Genomic DNA, 16,544 nt, shown 5'->3' on the forward strand with positions numbered 1-16,544 from the left:
GCTCGCCCCATGAAACGACGTCACGCCACCGTTCTCTGCGTCCTCGCGGGGGCCCTCGCCCTCACCGCCGCCGCGCCCACAGGGCCCGCCGCGTCCGAGGCCGCGCCCCCGCGCACCGTCTCCGCGTGGCTCCCGTACTGGGACCAGGAGGCCTCCTACCAGGACGCCCTCGACCACGCGGCGCAGATCCGCACCATCAGCCCCTTCTGGTACGAGACGAAATCCGCGACCCGCGTCGCAGGACACACCGGAGCGGGCGAGCGCCGCGTCATCAACGGCCTGCACGCTCGCGGCATCCAGGTCGTCCCCACCGTCATGGAACAGATGAAGCCGAACGCGCTCGCCAAGGTCCTGAACAGCGAGAGGTCCCGCACCCGGCACATCGACGCGCTGCTCTCCGTCGCCCGCAGCCGCGCCTACGACGGCCTCGACATCGACTACGAATCGATCGCCACCGCACCCGACGACAAGTACCGGGCGGTGCGCGCCGGTTACACCGCCTTCGCCACCGAACTCTGCGCGCGCCTGCACGCGTCCGGCAAGCAGTGCTTCCTGACCGTGCTGCCCAAGACCCGTTCGTCGGGCCGCATCTGGGACTACGAGAAGCTGGGCGCCGCCGCCGACCGCCTGCGGATCATGGGGTACAACCTGCACTCCGCGGTGGGCAAGCCCGGACCGCTGGCCTCGCCCCAGTGGTACGACGAGATCCTGTCTCGCGCCACCACCCAAGTCCCGCGCGCCAAGCTGGAGATGGGCCTGCCCGCGTACGGCTGGAACTGGAGGGTGGGCGGCGCCCGCGGCGCCGGCAAGGAGCGCGCCCGGCACGTCACGTCGAAGTCGGCCGAGGCGCTGCGCCGCAAGGTCGGCGCGCGCTACGCCCTCGACCCGGACTCCCGCACCCCCCACTTCACGTACAAGGAGGGCAAGGGCAAGAAGGCGACCCGCCGCACCGTCTGGTACCAGGACGCCGCCGGCACCGCAGCGCACCTCCCCGTCCTGCGGAAATACGGTGTACGGAACACGGTCCTGTGGGCCCTGAACTTCGAGGACCCGAAACTGTGGAAGACCCTGGCGCGGGGGTAGCCCGGGGGGGCAGTCCGGGGAGGGGACAGGGTGAGGCGCGGCCGCTGGGCGGCGTCTGCAAGGATGCCGTACGTCATGGTGCAGATACCGAAGCAGCAGTCCGCCCAGCCGTCCGCGCCCCAGCCGGCGCCCGGCGCCCTGCCCACGAGCGCCGATGTCGCACGCCTCGCCGGGGTCTCGCGCGCCACCGTCAGCTACGTCCTCAACAACACGAGCGCCGTCCGCATCAGCGAACCGACCCGGCGGCGCGTCCACGAGGCCGCCAAGGAACTCGGCTACGTCCCGCACGCCGCCGCCCGCAGCCTGCGCGCGGGACACACCCGCATCGTCCTCGTGCCGACCCCCGACGTGCCGATCGGGCCTCTGTACAGCGCCTTCCTCAACGAACTGCAGTGGGCACTGAGCCGGCTCGACTACACCGTCGTGCAGTACGGCGGGATGGGCCTGAGCGGCGACGCCGCCGCGCGCGCCTGGGCCGAGCTGCGCCCCGTCGCCGTGCTCGGCCCGGTCGGCATGGGTCCCGACGGCATCGCCGTGCTCCGCCGCTCCGGCGCCCGCGCGGTCATCACGCTCGGCCCGGAGCCGGTCGAGGGCGCGCACGCCCTGCTCACGGACCACCGCCAGGTCGGCCGCGTCGCCGCCGCGCACCTCATGCACGGCGGCCACCGGCGCATCGGCGTCGTCATGCCGAAGGAACCGGGCCTCGACACCTTCGCCGTGCCGCGCCTGGAGGGCCTGCGAGCGGCGGGCGCGGAGACGGTGCCGCTGCCGCTCGCGTACGACGAGCAGGACGCGGCCCAAGTGGCCGCCCAGGTCGGCGAGTTGGGGCTCGGTGCCGTGTTCGCGTACAACGACGAGTACGCCATGCTGCTGATGCGTGCGCTTCAGGACGCGGGCGTCGACATCCCCGGCGACGTCGCGGTGATGGGCGCCGACGACCTGATGCTGGGGCGGCTGCTGCGCCCGCGCCTCAGCACGGTGCGCCTCGAGCTGCCGTCGGGCCGGGAGCTCGCCGAACTGGTGGACCGCCTGGTCAGGGACCCTGACCAGGACGCGGAACCGGAACCGTACGAGGCGCTGGCGGTGACCCTAGTGGCACGCGAGTCGGCCTGACAGCCACGGCGGCCGCCGCCCGCGTCCGGACATGCCGCGAGGCGGCCGCCGCAGGGGCGACCGCCTCGGGGACAGCCGATTCACGGGGGAGGGAAGGGGACTCAGCCCTCCTGGCCCTGAGCCTGACCCTGACCCTGGCCCTCCTGCTCGGCCTTCGCCTGCTGCTCGGCGACCGACGCGCGGACCTCGTCCATGTCCAGCTTGCGGGCCTGGCCGATGACGTCCTCGAGCGCCTCCTTCGGCAGCGCGCCCGGCTGCGCGAACACGGCGACCTGGTCACGCACGATCATGAGCGTCGGGATCGACTGGATCCCGAAAGCGGCGGCAAGCTCCGGCTGCGCCTCGGTGTCGACCTTGCCGAACACCAGGTCCGGATTGGCCTCGGCGGCCTGCTCGTAGACCGGGGCGAACTGCTTGCAAGGCCCGCACCAGTCAGCCCAGAAGTCGATCAGCACGAACTCGTTCTCCGTAACCGTCTGATCGAAGTTCTCCTTGGTCAGCTCCGTGGTGGTGCTGCTCATGGTGTTTTCCCTCTTCCTGCTTCCGGGGTTCGGGGCGAAGCCGTCGGGGGCAAAGCCGCTGTGCACAACCGTCCGGATGTCGGACGTATTCCGCGCTCGTACCCATGTGCTCGGCACGCACACATCCGACCACACTGAGAGACTGGGCCGCATGACGGAAGCCATCGCGTACGACGTCGTAGTGCTCGGAGCGGGACCCGTCGGCGAGAACGTCGCCGACCGCGCACGGGCCGGGGGACTGAGCGCCGCCATCGTGGAGAGCGAGCTCGTCGGGGGAGAGTGCTCGTACTGGGCGTGCATGCCCAGCAAGGCGCTGCTCCGCCCGGTGATCGCCCGGGCCGACGCCCGCCGGGTGCCCGGCCTGCGGCAGGCGGTCCAGGGCCCGCTCGACGCCCCGGCGGTCCTCGCGCACCGCGACGACTACACCTCTCACTGGAAGGACGACGGCCAGGTCGGCTGGCTGGAGTCCATCGGCATCGACCTGTACCGCGGCCACGGCCGCCTCGACGGACCGCGCAGCGTCACGGTCACCGCCGAGGACGGCACGGTGACCACCCTCACGGCACGCCACGCGGTCGCGGTGTGCACGGGAACCCGCGCCGCCCTCCCACCACTCCCGGGCATCGACGCGGTCAAGCCATGGACCAGCCGGGAGGCGACGAGCGCGGACCGGGTGCCGGGCCGCCTCATCGTGGTCGGCGGCGGCGTGGTCGCCACCGAGATGGCCACGGCCTGGCAGGCCCTCGGCTCGCAGGTCACGGTGCTCGTACGCGGGGGTGGCCTGCTGGAACGCATGGAACCCTTCGCGGGCGAACTGGTGGCGGACGCGCTGCGGGAAGCGGGCGCGGAACTCCGCACGGGAGTCTCGGTCAAGTCGGTGACCCGGTCACCCGCCGGCACGGTCACAGCAACCCTTGCCGACGGCACGACCCTCGAAGCCGACGAGATCCTCTTCGCCACGGGCCGCGCGCCGCGCACGGACGACATCGGCCTGGAGACGGTGGGCCTGGAACCGGGTTCCTGGCTGGAGGTCGACGACTCCCTCCGCGTCACGAACAGCGCCTGGCTCTACGCGGTCGGCGACGCCAACCACCGCGCGCTCCTCACCCACCAGGGCAAGTACCAGGCCCGGATCGCGGGCGCCGCGATCGCGGCCCGCGCCCAGGGCGTCCCCCTCCTGGAGACCGACCGCTGGGGCGCGCACGCCGCGACGGCCGACCACGACGCGGTCCCGCAGGTCGTCTTCACGGACCCGGAGGCCGCCAGCGCGGGCCTCACCCTCGCCGAGGCGGAGGCGGCGGGCCACCGTGTCCGCGCGGTCGACTACGACATGGCGAACGTGGCGGGCACCGGCCTCTACGCCGACGGCTACACGGGCCGCGCCCGCATGATCGTCGACCTCGACCGCGAGATCCTGCTCGGCGTCACGTTCGTCGGCCCCGGCGTCGGCGAACTCATCCACTCGGCGACGATCGCCATCGCAGGCGAACTCCCGATCGACCGCCTGTGGCACGCGGTCCCGGCGTATCCGACGATCAGCGAGGTGTGGTTGCGGTTGCTGGAGACCTACCGCCGTTAAGTACAAACGGCGGAGGTCACAGTGCATGGTATGGATCGAAGCATGATCGAACGTCCCTACGACGGATGTGGTCGATGCTTCGTCGGGGTCCGTCGCCTGTCCCAGATGTCAGCAGCCACTTCGTCCCCTGAGCGGCAGCGCCACAACGTCTTGGACATCGTCGAGTCCGTTGGCGGGCACGTCATTGCCTGGGCGGACGACTGGGAGGTGTCCGGGGCGACGGACCCCATGACGCGCCCCAAGCTGGGGCCGTGGCTGAGGGGAGAACGGGGCGCGTACGACGGCATTGCGGGTGCCGCGGTGGACCGGCTGGGACGAAATCTCGTCGACTGCCTCAACACCGGCTACATGATGCGGGACACCGGCAAGCTCCTGCTCACGTACGGGCACGACGGTCCGTGGGACCTGGACGACCCGAACGACGAGAACCGGTTCACGATGGAGGCGTGGGGCGCGCAGATGGAATTGCGCGCCATCCAGCGCCGTAACCGGGAGGCAACGCTCAAGGCCCGGGAAGCCGGTCGGGTGAAGAGCAGGCCGTCGTACGGCTACGAGTACAAGCGTCTGGCGCCTACGGCTGCCGTGGACGAGGTGGTCCTCCACCCGCACGCGTCAGAAGTGATCAGGGAAGTGGCCCGCCGGATCCTTGCCGACCCGGACAAGGTGACACCGTCCTCTGAAGCGGCACGTCTGACCCGCCAACGCGAGCTGTCCCCCGGAGATCACCGAGCGGTGATGTACGGGCGAAGGCCGACCGGTGCGCCGTGGAGGTCGTCCAGCATTCGCGACATCCTGACGTCGGAAGCGGCGCTCGGGTATCTGATGCACGGGGGTAAGCCGGTGCTCGATGCCGAGGGCCATCCACGGAAGGTGGCCGAACCACTGTGGGACCGCTCGACGCACGAGGCATTGAAGCGCGTGGTGCAGCAGCGGGGGCTTGCCCAGCCGGCACAGGACCGGCAGACGAGCCACGGGTACCTCCTCACTTCCCTGGCGTACTGCGGCCAGTGCCACGAACCGCTGCGCATGCACACCGAGAGCAAACCGAAAAGCGGCGGCCAACGGTATCTGTGCAAGGCGCGCGTAGCTGGAGTTCCACAGGCTGCGAATTGCCGCCCCGCACCATCGATCAACAAGACGCACCTGGATGAGTGGATAGAAAGTTGGTTCCTTGCCGAGTTCGGCGAGGGGATGATCATGGAGCGCGTCTACGAGCAGGGGAACGGAGTCCGGGAACGCATCGCCGAACTGCACGCGTCCCGTCAACGGCTGCGCTCCGACCGCGACTCGGGGTTGTACGACGCCCCAGATGACGCGGAGTGGTTCCGGAGCCGATATGCGGCCATGGGGCGTGAGCTGGAGAAGCTGGAACGCGAGCCCGTACGCGAGCCCGGCATGGTCACGCGCCCGACGGGCGAGACGGTCGAGGACCGATGGTTCAAGGCTCCCGACAACCAGGCGAAGAAGGAGATCCTGCGCGAGTTCGGCGTCCGTGTGACGATCTGGCCCTGCGACGGCGCCGAGGCGCTGGCACGCCGGGATCGTTCACGGTCCTGAGCACAAGAAGGAACTGTGACGGGCGCGTCGCTACACCCGTAGGCACGGCGCTGCAAAATGCTTGAGCCCACCGCATCGTTCTCACCATTGGATGGGAACGATGCGGAGGCTTAATTGTTTAGTGCAGGTCCCGGCCGTACGGCAGCCATTGATGACGCTTCATCGCCCGCGGCACCTGCTGTCGACGGGCGGGAGGTGGTAGCGCGTCTCAGCGGGGGAGAGCCGTGGAGGAAAACTGCGGCATACGGCTCCACGTGGTGGGTGACCACGGAACATCGCGTAGTGCGTGACGGAATCACTGAGCTGTGCGGTGGTCGGCCGCAGGAAACCGCAACGGAGCACGGCCCGTACGAGGTGATGCTCGGTCGCAGTGAACTGGACGTTGTCGCGACGCGGCGCGACGTCGTCGCGAACAGGTTTGTACTAGCCGGGGATCCAGGAACAGCGCATGTCTGCGACGGGCAACGGCTATTGGAGCCGGCGGGGCTGGCGGGCGCCCCGTGTGGGTGCCCGACGGTCATGGCAGAGCGGAAGGCTGCCGCTCGTCTCGGGCGAGGGCCCTCGCCGAGGTCCCGGTTGACTTTCAGGCTGCGTGAAGCGCCGGAACTGGGACGGCTCTCGTTCGACTCTGGGGGGTGGTCCTTCTCGGAGCAACTCTCACTCGTGGCCCAGGAGTTGGGCCGCCTATCCGGATCGGCCCTCCTCAAGTTGAGCCTAGATATTTCGCGGATGACTACGCGAACCGGGGACGTGGTTGCGTATACGCGACCGGCAGTGGTGACCGTCGGACCGTGCTCGACCCGACGGGTCCTCGGGTTGGCGGCCTGATGTGGGAGATTCCGGTACACGTTGAACGTGACGTTGAGTCCCTCAGCGTCCGATCAGCTCCGCCACATCGCCATTTGCTCTGTCTAGCCCCATCGGGGCGGCAGCGACGGTGCTCGACATTTCACTGGCGGCTGAGGCGGTGCATCCGTATCAACGGTGCAGACGTTGGACTGCAGTTGCGCCCCGATGCACCCGCGTCAGCAATATGTACGTGTACCAGTCGTACCACTCGACAGCATTGCCGACGGAGGCGGCCATCAGCTGTCGGACGGGGTGCCGGGGCGGCGCCGAGCTCTTGATCGTCTCTGTCATGATCCTGACGCTAACCCCGGAAACTCCCAGCTCACACGCGGTTTGACCGAGTCGACACATTGCCGTCACGGGGGCCGCCTCGCTGTCGCCGGTCGGGCCTGCCGTTTGGTGCGGCCGTAGATCGAAACCACAATCACGGGCGCTGAGTCAGCAAAAGGTCAGCAAGACCCCGAGGTCACGTTCCGGATCTACCGGCACCTCATGCCTGCGTAAATCTGGCGCGCGGCGAGGCTCCTCGACCGAGGGCTTCATGACCTCGCCGTCTGAAGAAGACGGCCCGGGCGGTTCCCGGTGTGAGCCTTGGAGGGATACGGCGGCGCTTGACCTGGAGCGACGCAGGCGGGCGTCCTGACGCTGAGCGTGTGACGGGCGGCGGCTCTGGAACGGGCCTCGGAGCCGCCGCCGGATCATTCAATACGCTGCTGTCGAGCCCATGCATCTACCTCCGAGACTTTGAACTGCAACTTGGCGTTCCGTCCTGCACCGAACTTGTGGGCGGCCAGCCCCTACCGAGGGGCATCACGGTAGACCCACGAGACGGACATGTTGAGATACTCGGCGGTCTGCCTGGCATCCATGAACTGCGGGCGCATGGGACTTCCAGAACGTCGCGGGTGGCCAGTGTCATCGCGACGCTCGACTTGGTCCTGCTGGGGAATGCTTGGTAGTGACGCCGCGCGAGGACATCAGGTCGGTAGCAACTACTGAAGGCTCTCCACATCGCCTGTGGCCGAGGCATTCGGTCAGAGTTCGACAGTGAGCAGCGACTGCATGTGACCGTGGAGCTCCGCGACCATGTCCACGGCTGAACGGTCGTACAGCCACTGCACCTGCAATCCGTCTGTCACGGCGATCACCTTCCGCGCTGCGCTCGTGCAGTCGACGCCCGCGCGAAGCTGCCCGGCGGCGTCTGCCTGTTCCAGGGCCTTCCGGACCGTGGCGATCGACCAGTCGTAGCGGCGCAGGAAATAGGTGTGGGCCGGGTGTCCGGGGAATGTGGCCTCCGCGGACACGGTCACGAACAGCTCGATCAGATTCGGGACGGTCTGGTTGTGCTCGACGAGCTCCAGCAGCTTCTTCAGAGTGCTGAGGCCTCCATCGACGCCCTCAAAGCGCTGGCGGTCGACCGTGTCGCGCCATTCGAGGACCCCCATGAGCAGTTCGGACTTGTTCGGGAAATGGTGCAGCAGGCCGGCCTGGCTCAGCCCGGCCTGTGTGGCCACGTCCCGGAGGGAGCCCTTGTGATACCCGGCGGTTGAGAAGACCTCCAGGGCTGCGGTGAGGATCTCTGTCCTCCGCTGTTCGGTCTTCGCGTAGTCGCCGCGTGGTCCGGTCTTGTTCGTGGTCGCCGCCATGGCGATCAGTATAGTCGCGAAAACCGACCTTGCGCTCGGTCGGTTTTGATCCTAGGCTCCCGACCAGGTAGCACCCCTGCGGCGCCCCACTCAATGTCGAGTTGAAGGGAATTCCATGCGTGGTTCTGAGGATGGAATTGCGGCGATGACGACCGTGCTGTCGTTCGCCGTTGGCGTCTGGGGAGGCGGGCCGGGAGGCCGCGCCGACGATGAAACCCTGACGATCGCCGCCGGCGCGGCCCCTCCGCTCCCCATGGCCTCCCCGAGGTCCGGAATCTGAGCCCGCGGCGGCTGACATTCGCCGCTGGGGGAGCACCAACTGATGCGTCCTGTGCCAGGCGATTCCTGGCTTCGACACCCCACACGTAACCCCTGTTGCCGACACCAACGGGCGTAGGCCCGAACCGGTAGGTCTCCCACGGGGAGCTCCGCGCGACTCGGTCGAGTTCTGTTCGGCGGTGACAGGGAGGCAGTGTCATGAACCTTGATGGAGACGATGTGACCGACGCAGAGGCAGAAACCCAGCTGACCGAGGTGATCGGCAAGCTGACGCTTGAGGACAAGGTGCGGTTGGTCACCGGGCAGGACTTCTGGTCCACTGCCCCGATCGAGGATGTGGGACTGCGTTCTCTGCGCATGTCCGACGGGCCCTCGGGGGTGCGCGGCGCGGTGTGGGACGAGCGCGAGCCGTCCCTGAACCTGCCGTCACCGACTGCTCTCGCCGCCTCCTGGGACCGCGACCTGGCTCGCCGATACGGTGCGGCTCTTGCTGCCGAAGCACGCCGCAAGGATGTTGATGTCGTGCTCGGCCCGACGATCAATCTGACCCGATCGCCGCGGGCGGGCCGGAACTTCGAGTCCTTCGGTGAGGACCCGGTGCTTACCGCTGAGCTCGCTGTCGCATACATACGGGGTGTGCAGGCGAACGGCGTCGGCGCTACGCCGAAGCACTTCGTTGCCAATGACTCGGAGACCGAGCGGCTCGGCGTCGACGTGCGTGTGTCCGAACGCGCCCTGCGTGAGGTGTACTTGCTGCCGTTCGAGAAGGCGGTGACCGAGGCGCGCGCCTGGCTGATGATGTCGGCGTACAACAGCGTCAATGGCACGACCATGACCGAGAACGCGCTGCTCACGACACCGCTCAGTAAGGAGTGGGGCTTCGACGGAGTGGTCGTCAGCGACTGGACGGCCGTCCGATCTCTGGAGTCCGCCCGTGCGGCGCAGGACCTGGTCATGCCTGGCCCCAAGGGGCCATGGGGTGACGCTCTGACGGAGGCCATACGGCGCGGTGAGATCGACGAGGCTGTCCTCGACGAGAAGGTCCTGCGTGTTCTGCGCCTCGCTCGGCGGGTTGGTGCCCTGAGTGGGACTTTGGCGGCCGATCCCGCCGTCGTGGAGGACGGGCCGGCGCTGGCACGTGAGGTGGCTGTCGAGGGTGCCGTGCTGCTGGAGAACCAGGGGGAACTCCCCTGGAATCAGGACCTGTTGAAGTCCATCGCCGTGATCGGTGACAACGCCGCCGTCGCGCGCACCCAGGGCGGCGGCAGCGCCACCGTGGTGCCGGAGTACACGGTGTCACCGCTGGAAGGCCTGCGCACCGCGCTGTCGAATGCTGAAGTCACGTACGCCCTCGGCTCGGTGACCCGCGACGAAATCACCCCGCTCGAACTGAGCCACCTGACAAACCCGGTGACCGGCGAACCTGGTGTGCGGGCCCGCTTCCTGAACGTCGAAGGCGACGAGATCTTCGGTGAGAACCGACGCGCCACCAATCTGGTGTACTTCGGCGGCGACGCGCCCGTGGCGGCAGCGGCGTGCTTCGAGATCCACACCAGGTACACTCCCGCAACCACGGGCCCCGTCCGACTCGGGTTTGCCCTCGATGGACACGCCACGCTGTACGCCGACGGTGCCGTCCTCGTCGACTCGATGCCAGCCCCCATCGGAGACGCCCTCGGGGCGAACCTCCTTTCTCTGGCACGGGCGACAGCCGATATCTCCTTGCAGGCAGGCGAGTCCGTGGACCTGCGCCTCGTCTACCACCTCACCACTCGCAGCTTCGCCATGAACGCGATGTCCGTACGCCTTGGCAGCGAGCCGCCGGAAGCGGACGAGGACCAACTGATCGCCGAAGCGGCGCGCGCCGCCGCCGAGGCGGATGTCGCGCTCGTCGTCGTCGGCACCAATGCCCGCGTCGAGTCCGAGGGCCACGACCGTACGTCTCTCGCACTGCCAGGCAGGCAGGACGACCTCGTCAAGGCAGTGGCGGCCGCGAACCCCCACACCGTCGTGCTCGTCAACGCCGGTGCTCCGGTGCTTATGCCGTGGCGCAAGGACGTCGCGGGTGTTCTGGTGGGGCACTTCGGCGGGCAGGAGTTCGGGCATGCCATTGCCGACGTACTGCTGGGCAAGGCTGAACCTGGAGGGCGATTGCCCACCACCTGGCCTACCGCCGAGACGGACGCACCGGTCCTCGACACCGTCCCGAACGACGGCGTTCTGCAGTACGACGAAGACATCCATGTCGGCCACCGCGCCTGGCTGGCACATGACCTCACACCCGCGTACTGGTTCGGTGCCGGTCAGGGCTATGCCGAAATCGAGGTCAGCGATGCCCGCGTCGAGGGCGGGGCGGCCGCCGTTCACGGAGGCGCGGCGGCGACGTTGCATGTGACTCTGCACAACCGCAGTGACCGGAGCGGTAAGCAGGTCGTGCAGGTCTACGCGGAGCGCACGGAGTCGACGGTGTGCCGCCCCCGGAGGTGGTTGGTCGGATTCGCCAGCGTCCGCGTGCCCGCCCGCGAGGCCGTCACGGCGTCGGTCCGTGTCGACACGAGGCTGCTCGCGCACTGGGACGAAGGATGGCGCTACGAGCCGGGCGACTACCGCCTCAGGGTCGGAACGGACGTGGTCACGCTGCCGGTGGAGGTTCCTTTCGCGCTGAGCAAGGACGAGTTGTGAACCGGGTGATCCCCGAGAGGGTCGACGCCCTGCGTCTGCGAGCTCTGTCCGAGATCAAGGCCGGGCACCTGCCGTCGTGTCAGTTCGCCCTCGCCATGGACGGCAAGGTCCTGGTCAACGAGACGCTCGGTGAGGCCACTCCGGACTCTCGATACGTGCTCTTCTCGGCGACCAAACCGATTGTGGCCTCCGTCGTCTGGCAGATGGTGGCCCAGGGACTCCTCGACTACACCGCCCCGATCGCAACCTACTGGCCCGAGTTCGCCCGCAACGGCAAGGACCAGGTCACCCTCGACCACGTACTTCTGCACACCGCCGGGTTTCCACGCGCCATGGTCGGCTTCGAAGTGGCTGGCGACCGGGCCGCTCGCGTCGCCCAGATGGAAAGCTGGACGCTGGAATGGGCGCCTGGCGCCATGTACGAATATCACGCGTTGTCGGCCCACTGGGTGCTCTCGGAGTTGATCACCCGTCGCCTGGGAGTGGACCACCGGGAGGCGGTGCGCGGCCTGCTCCACTCGCTCGGGCTCGACCGCGTCGAACTCGGTACGGCTGTGGAGAACCAGACCGACATCGCGCGGGTGCAGTACACGATGGAACAGCCGACATCCGAAGCGCTCATGACCGCGCTGGGCACGGACAAGATGCCGGAAAGCCCCGTGAGTGATCTCCGAGTGTTCGCCACCCCTGCCGCCCTGGAGGCGGGCGTGCCCGGTGGCGGCGGGGTGTCGGACGCGTCTCAGGTGGCCCTCTTCTACCAAGCCCTGCTCCACAACCCCAACGGGGTCTGGCAGTCGGAGATCCTGCACGACGGGACATCCGTCATCCACAGCCGCCTCACCGATCCCACTGGCACCGTCGGCCTGCGCACGCGCGGCCTGGAGATCGCCGGCGACGACGCGAGCGCCCGCTTCCGCGTGGGGTCGGGCGTGACCCCACCGAACACCTTCGGCCACAGAGGCGCGGGCGGGCAGCTCGCCTGGGCAGACCCGACGACAGGACTGTCGTTCGCGTTCTTGACCAACGGCATCGACCGGGACTTCATCCGGGAGTCCCGCCGCAGCAGAGACCTGACCGCGCTCGCGTACCACTGCGTCGCCTGAACAAGCTCGCGATTCGCACGCCAACCACCGGAGGCCACAGTGCGATTGATGAGTGCGGCTTCACGATGAACACCCCCTTCCCCCGCCTGTCCCAAGGAGAGCGCACGTGCCGCACAATGACGATGTCCGGTCCGTCGTGACCAGAATGATGTCCGCCAGCCAGGTCATCGACCCCGCCGTGGTGACCGACCCGGCCGCAGCCATCCGCCTGTGGCCCGGTACGGCGCCCGGCTCCGAGGACGCCACACATGAGGAGTCGGCGTTCCGTGACCCGAAGGGCGGGCTTCGGATCCGTAACGTCGTCGTGCCGACGCTCACGCCCTACCTGCCGGAGCCCGGACGAGCGACCGGCGCCGCGGTCATCGTCGCTCCGGGCGGCGGATTCCTGATGTTGTCCATGGACAACGAAGGCACGACGGTCGCCGAGTGGCTTCGCGACAGGGGAGTGACTGCCTTCCTTCTGAAGTACCGCCTTGACGACACCGGTCCGACCACAGCCGACTTCGCCGAACGGTCCATCGCCGCCTTCGCGTCGGTGACCGGGGACACGACCGTGGCAGACACTGTTGTGAACATGAGCCGCACCGGGCCGGGCCTCGCCCTTGAGGACACCTGCCGCGCCGTCGCGCTCGTGCGGGAACGCGCCGCCGACTGGAACCTCGACGCCAACCGGATCGGGCTGATCGGATTCTCGGCGGGCGGCTTCCTCGCCACCAACAGCGCCGACGCCAAGGAGCCGGACGAACGCCCCGACTTCATCGCCTGTGTCTACGGCGGTTACGCCGGGGACAAGACCGCACCCGACGACGCGCCCCCACTGTTCGTCACGGTCACCGTCGACGATGCTCAGTGCTTCGACGAGGCCGTGAGGGCGATCCGGTCGTGGCGAGCGGCCAAGCGTCCCGTCGAGGCGCACATCTATCCCGCCGGATCCCACGGTTTCGGTCTCAACCCGACTGGCGAGGCCGTCGACAGCTGGCCGGACCGGCTTGAGGACTGGCTCCGAACCCTCGGTCATCTCGCGTGAGGTCATCGCGCTCCCCCTTGACCCGCCGCACCCACTCCGCCCCTTCCGGAGGCCCTATGAGTTCTCTGCCCCTGACGCTTGAGAACCGCCCGCCCACAGTCGCCCACTTGTTCTTCGATCGGGTCAGGGCGACCCCCGATACTGTCGCGTATCGGTTCCCCGGCTCCGGAGGGGAAGAGTGGGACGACCTGACATGGGCCCAGGCAGCCGAGCGTGTGAGAGCGCTCGCCGCGGGGTTGATGTCCTTGGGCACAAAGCCGGCCGAGCGCGTCGCCATCGCATCGAGCACTCGTATCGAGTGGATCCTCGCTGACCTGGCCAACATGTGTGCGGGTCTGGCGACGACGACTGTTTATCCCACGACCAACTCCGACGAGACAGCGTTCATCCTTGCCGATTCGGGCAGTCGCGTCCTGTTCGCTGAGGACTGCACACAGCTAGGAAAGGTCCTCGCGGAGCAGGAACGCCTTCCCGACCTGCGGACCGTGGTCGTATTCGACGAGCCGGAGGAGGAGGCCGCGTCCGACCGGCTCATCGTCCTGACGCTGGCCGAGCTGGAGGAACGCGGCAAGGAGTACCTGGCCGACCAGCCGGACGCCGTCGAGAAGCGCGTCGCCGAACTGGACGCCGACCAACTCGCCACCCTGATCTACACCTCCGGAACGACCGGACGCCCCAAGGGCGTTCGCCTCGTCCACGACTGCTGGTCCTACCAGGCCGCAGCCCCGGTGATCACCGGCATGCTGAGGCCTGATGACATCCAGTACCTCTGGCTGCCCCTGTCACACGTCTTCGGGAAGACGCTCATCTGCGGGCAGATCGCCACCGGGCACGTCATGGCGGTCGACGGACGGGTCGACCGGATCGCGGAGAACCTCGCCACGATCCGTCCCACCGTGCTGGCAGCGGTGCCGCGCATCTTCGAGAAGCTCCACAACAGCATCGTGGCCGGGGCACGGAGTCAGGGAGCGCGAAAGGAACGGGTCTTCCGTTGGGCCGCGCAGATCGCGCGCTCGTACGCCCGGTCTCGCCAAGCCGGCGCGCGCGGCGGCAGTGTCGCCCTGATCTTGCGTGCCCAGCATGCCCTGGCCGACCGACTCGTGTATCGATCCGTCCGCGCGGTCTTCGGTGGGCGGCTTCGTGTCGCGGTCTCCGGTAGCGCTGCGCTCGCACCGGACATCGGTTACTTCTTCATCGGCGCCGGCGTACCGATCGTCGAGGGCTACGGGCTCACCGAGACAGCTGCCGGATCGACGGTCAATCGGGACCACGCGATCCGAATCGGGACGGTCGGCACTCCCTACCCCGGCACCGAGACACGCATCGCCGAGGACGGGGAGGTCCTCCTCCGCGGCCCCAGCGTGATGCGCGGCTACCACCAACTGCCGGACCAGACCGCCGAAGTGCTCGAACCCGACGGCTGGTTCCACACCGGCGACATCGGCGCACTGGACGCCGATGGATACCTGCGGATCACAGATCGCAAGAAGGACCTCCTCAAAACCTCCGGCGGCAAGTACATCGCCCCGAGCGAGATAGAGGGCCGACTCAAGGCCCTCTGCCCCTTCGTCAGCACTGCGGTCGTCATCGGAGACCAGCGCAATTACTGCACGGCTCTGATCGCACTGGACGCTTCCGCACTGATGCCCTGGGCCGTTGAACGGGGCATCGCGGGCGAGTACGCCGCCGTGGTGGCCGCTCCCGAGACCCGCAACCTCGTCGACAGCCACATAGTCACTCTCAACGAGGGGCTCCAACGGTGGCAGACCATCAAGAAGTTCACCCTGCTGCCCCGCGACCTCGACGTCGAACACGGCGAGCTGACCCCGAGCCTCAAGGTCAAGCGGGCCGTCGTGGCCCACAGCTACGCCGAGCAGATCTCCGCCATGTATGACGACCGAGAGGAGTCGAGAACGTGACGCTGGACAGGCAACGAGTCGCCGCGCTGCGGGACTGCGTACAGAAGACCATCGACGAAGGTCGCGCCCCCGCAGCTCAGTTCGCGCTCGCCCAGAACGGCGAACTGCTGGAGTTCGAGACACTGGGGGAGGCGAACAATAGTGATCGCTTCTGCCTCTTCTCAGCCACCAAACCCGTCGTCGCCGCGCTCGTCTGGCAGCTGATGGGTGAGGGGCTGCTCGACCTCGCCGACCGAGTCACCGACGTGTGGCCGGAGTTCGGTGCGCACGGCAAGCACGCCATCACGCTGGAGCATGTACTTCTGCACATGTGCGGGTTCCCCAATGCCACGATCGACCAGCAGCACATCACCACCCGTGAGGCACGTGCCGCACAGATGCAGGACTGGACCTTGCAATCCGAGCCTGGCAGCCGGTACGAGTACCACGCGACCTCGGCCCATTGGGTGCTCACGGAACTCGTCGCACGCGTCACCGGACAGGACTTCCGTAGTGCCCTGCGGACGCGCGTACTCGATCCACTCGGTGTGGACCGCCTCGAAGTGGGTGTGCCCACCGAGCGGCAGGGTGACATCAAGAGGTGTGTCATCACGGGTGAGTACGGGGACTTGGACGCGCTGCAAGAGATCCTCGGAGTGACGGTCGATGCCTCCATGCTTGAGGCCATGCTCGGCGATGGAGTGAAGTACGCCAACGATGCCGAGCTGGTCGAGGTCGGCGTGCCAGGGGCCAGCGGGATCTCCGACGCCGCACAGGTGGCCCTGTTCTACCAAGGGCTCCTGCACAACCCGGACGAGATCTGGCGCCCGAAGGTCCTCCGCAAGGCCACCGGTGACGCCCGCGACCTCCCCACCAACCCACTCCCCGACAATCCGCAGACGCGCCGGACCGTCGGACTCTGCGTCGCAGGCAGTGACATGCGCGAACTGTCCCTGCCGTCTCGGCCTGAGCCCTTGTCCACGCGGCTCTTCGGGCGTCTCACCTCCCCGCGAACCTTCGGCCACCCCGGCGCCGGCGGGCAGATCGCGTGGGCCGACCCGGAGTCCGGCCTGTCCTTCGCGTTTCTCACGAACGGGATGGACCGAGACACCTTCGCCGGACTGGAAAGGGACACGACGCTCTCCACTCTCGCAGCCCGCTGCGTGAAGGTCTGACGAACCGGCCCGCAGCCCCCTCCATTCTCTCC

13 protein-coding genes are annotated in these 16,544 nt (G+C 68.1%); 10 read left to right on the plus strand and 3 right to left on the minus strand.

Translation table 11 applies throughout. The features are described from left to right. The first annotated feature begins 9 nt into the window (after positions 1 to 9). Both ACP4E5_RS42135 and ACP4E5_RS42140 read left to right on the plus strand, forming a co-directional pair. On the plus strand, positions 10 to 1,083 hold the full coding sequence (locus ACP4E5_RS42135; protein WP_425839239.1) for a glycosyl hydrolase family 18 protein: 1,074 nt from the start codon (positions 10 to 12) through the stop codon (positions 1,081 to 1,083). Positions 1,084 to 1,158: 75 nt separating this feature from the next. After that, on the plus strand, positions 1,159 to 2,196 hold the full coding sequence (locus tag ACP4E5_RS42140; protein WP_425839242.1) for a LacI family DNA-binding transcriptional regulator: 1,038 nt from the start codon (positions 1,159 to 1,161) through the stop codon (positions 2,194 to 2,196). 101 nt (positions 2,197 to 2,297) lie between these two features. On the opposite strand, the gene trxA is transcribed toward ACP4E5_RS42140, so the two are convergent. Next, positions 2,298 to 2,717, minus strand: a complete 420-nt coding sequence (gene trxA / locus ACP4E5_RS42145; protein WP_425839245.1) for a thioredoxin — start codon at positions 2,715 to 2,717, stop codon at positions 2,298 to 2,300. Between the two features lie 151 nt (positions 2,718 to 2,868). On the opposite strand from trxA, the gene ACP4E5_RS42150 reads away from it, so the two are divergent. From ACP4E5_RS42150 to ACP4E5_RS42160, 3 genes are all read left to right on the plus strand, one after another. Next, the gene (locus ACP4E5_RS42150; protein WP_425839247.1) at positions 2,869 to 4,296 is read left to right on the plus strand and encodes a dihydrolipoyl dehydrogenase family protein; all 1,428 of its coding nucleotides are present in this window, start codon (positions 2,869 to 2,871) and stop codon (positions 4,294 to 4,296) included. 105 nt (positions 4,297 to 4,401) lie between these two features. After that, positions 4,402 to 5,853, plus strand: coding sequence for a recombinase family protein (locus ACP4E5_RS42155; RefSeq protein WP_425839249.1), 1,452 nt, complete (start codon positions 4,402 to 4,404; stop codon positions 5,851 to 5,853). A 261-nt stretch (positions 5,854 to 6,114) separates the two neighbouring features. Then, the gene (locus ACP4E5_RS42160) at positions 6,115 to 6,681 is read left to right on the plus strand and encodes a recombination directionality factor (RefSeq protein WP_425839252.1); all 567 of its coding nucleotides are present in this window, start codon (positions 6,115 to 6,117) and stop codon (positions 6,679 to 6,681) included. Between the two features lie 150 nt (positions 6,682 to 6,831). Here the strand turns inward: ACP4E5_RS42160 and ACP4E5_RS42165 are convergent, their stop codons facing one another. Beyond that, on the minus strand, positions 6,832 to 6,993 hold the full coding sequence (locus ACP4E5_RS42165) for a hypothetical protein (RefSeq protein WP_425842196.1): 162 nt from the start codon (positions 6,991 to 6,993) through the stop codon (positions 6,832 to 6,834). A 743-nt stretch (positions 6,994 to 7,736) separates the two neighbouring features. Beyond that, a complete protein-coding gene (locus ACP4E5_RS42170) occupies positions 7,737 to 8,348 on the minus strand; it encodes a TetR/AcrR family transcriptional regulator (protein WP_425839255.1) in 612 nt (203 codons plus the stop codon). A gap of 477 nt (positions 8,349 to 8,825) precedes the next feature. Here ACP4E5_RS42170 and ACP4E5_RS42175 point away from each other — a divergent pair, with 477 nt between their 5' ends. The 5 genes from ACP4E5_RS42175 to ACP4E5_RS42195 all read left to right on the plus strand — a co-directional run bounded on the left by ACP4E5_RS42175 (position 8,826) and on the right by ACP4E5_RS42195 (position 16,512). Beyond that, positions 8,826 to 11,309 carry a beta-glucosidase family protein gene (locus ACP4E5_RS42175; protein WP_425839258.1) on the plus strand — a complete coding sequence of 828 codons (2,484 nt, stop codon included), beginning with the start codon at positions 8,826 to 8,828 and terminating at the stop codon, positions 11,307 to 11,309. Further along, entirely contained in the window at positions 11,306 to 12,412 is a 1,107-nt protein-coding gene (locus ACP4E5_RS42180; RefSeq protein WP_425839261.1) for a serine hydrolase domain-containing protein, read from the plus strand. The genes ACP4E5_RS42175 and ACP4E5_RS42180 overlap by 4 nt, the downstream gene beginning before the upstream one ends. Before the next feature lie 106 nt (positions 12,413 to 12,518). After that, positions 12,519 to 13,439, plus strand: a complete 921-nt coding sequence (locus ACP4E5_RS42185) for an alpha/beta hydrolase (RefSeq protein ID WP_425839264.1) — start codon at positions 12,519 to 12,521, stop codon at positions 13,437 to 13,439. Between the two features lie 56 nt (positions 13,440 to 13,495). Beyond that, positions 13,496 to 15,358, plus strand: coding sequence for an AMP-dependent synthetase/ligase (locus ACP4E5_RS42190; protein ID WP_425839267.1), 1,863 nt, complete (start codon positions 13,496 to 13,498; stop codon positions 15,356 to 15,358). Next, the gene (locus tag ACP4E5_RS42195) at positions 15,355 to 16,512 is read left to right on the plus strand and encodes a serine hydrolase domain-containing protein (RefSeq protein WP_425839270.1); all 1,158 of its coding nucleotides are present in this window, start codon (positions 15,355 to 15,357) and stop codon (positions 16,510 to 16,512) included. Before ACP4E5_RS42190 ends, ACP4E5_RS42195 begins: the two co-directional genes overlap by 4 nt. The last annotated feature ends 32 nt before the right edge of the window (positions 16,513 to 16,544 follow it).

Origin of the sequence: Streptomyces fractus (genome assembly GCF_049844455.1) — a bacterium.
GTDB classification, from domain to species: Bacteria; Actinomycetota; Actinomycetes; order Streptomycetales; family Streptomycetaceae; genus Streptomyces; species Streptomyces fractus.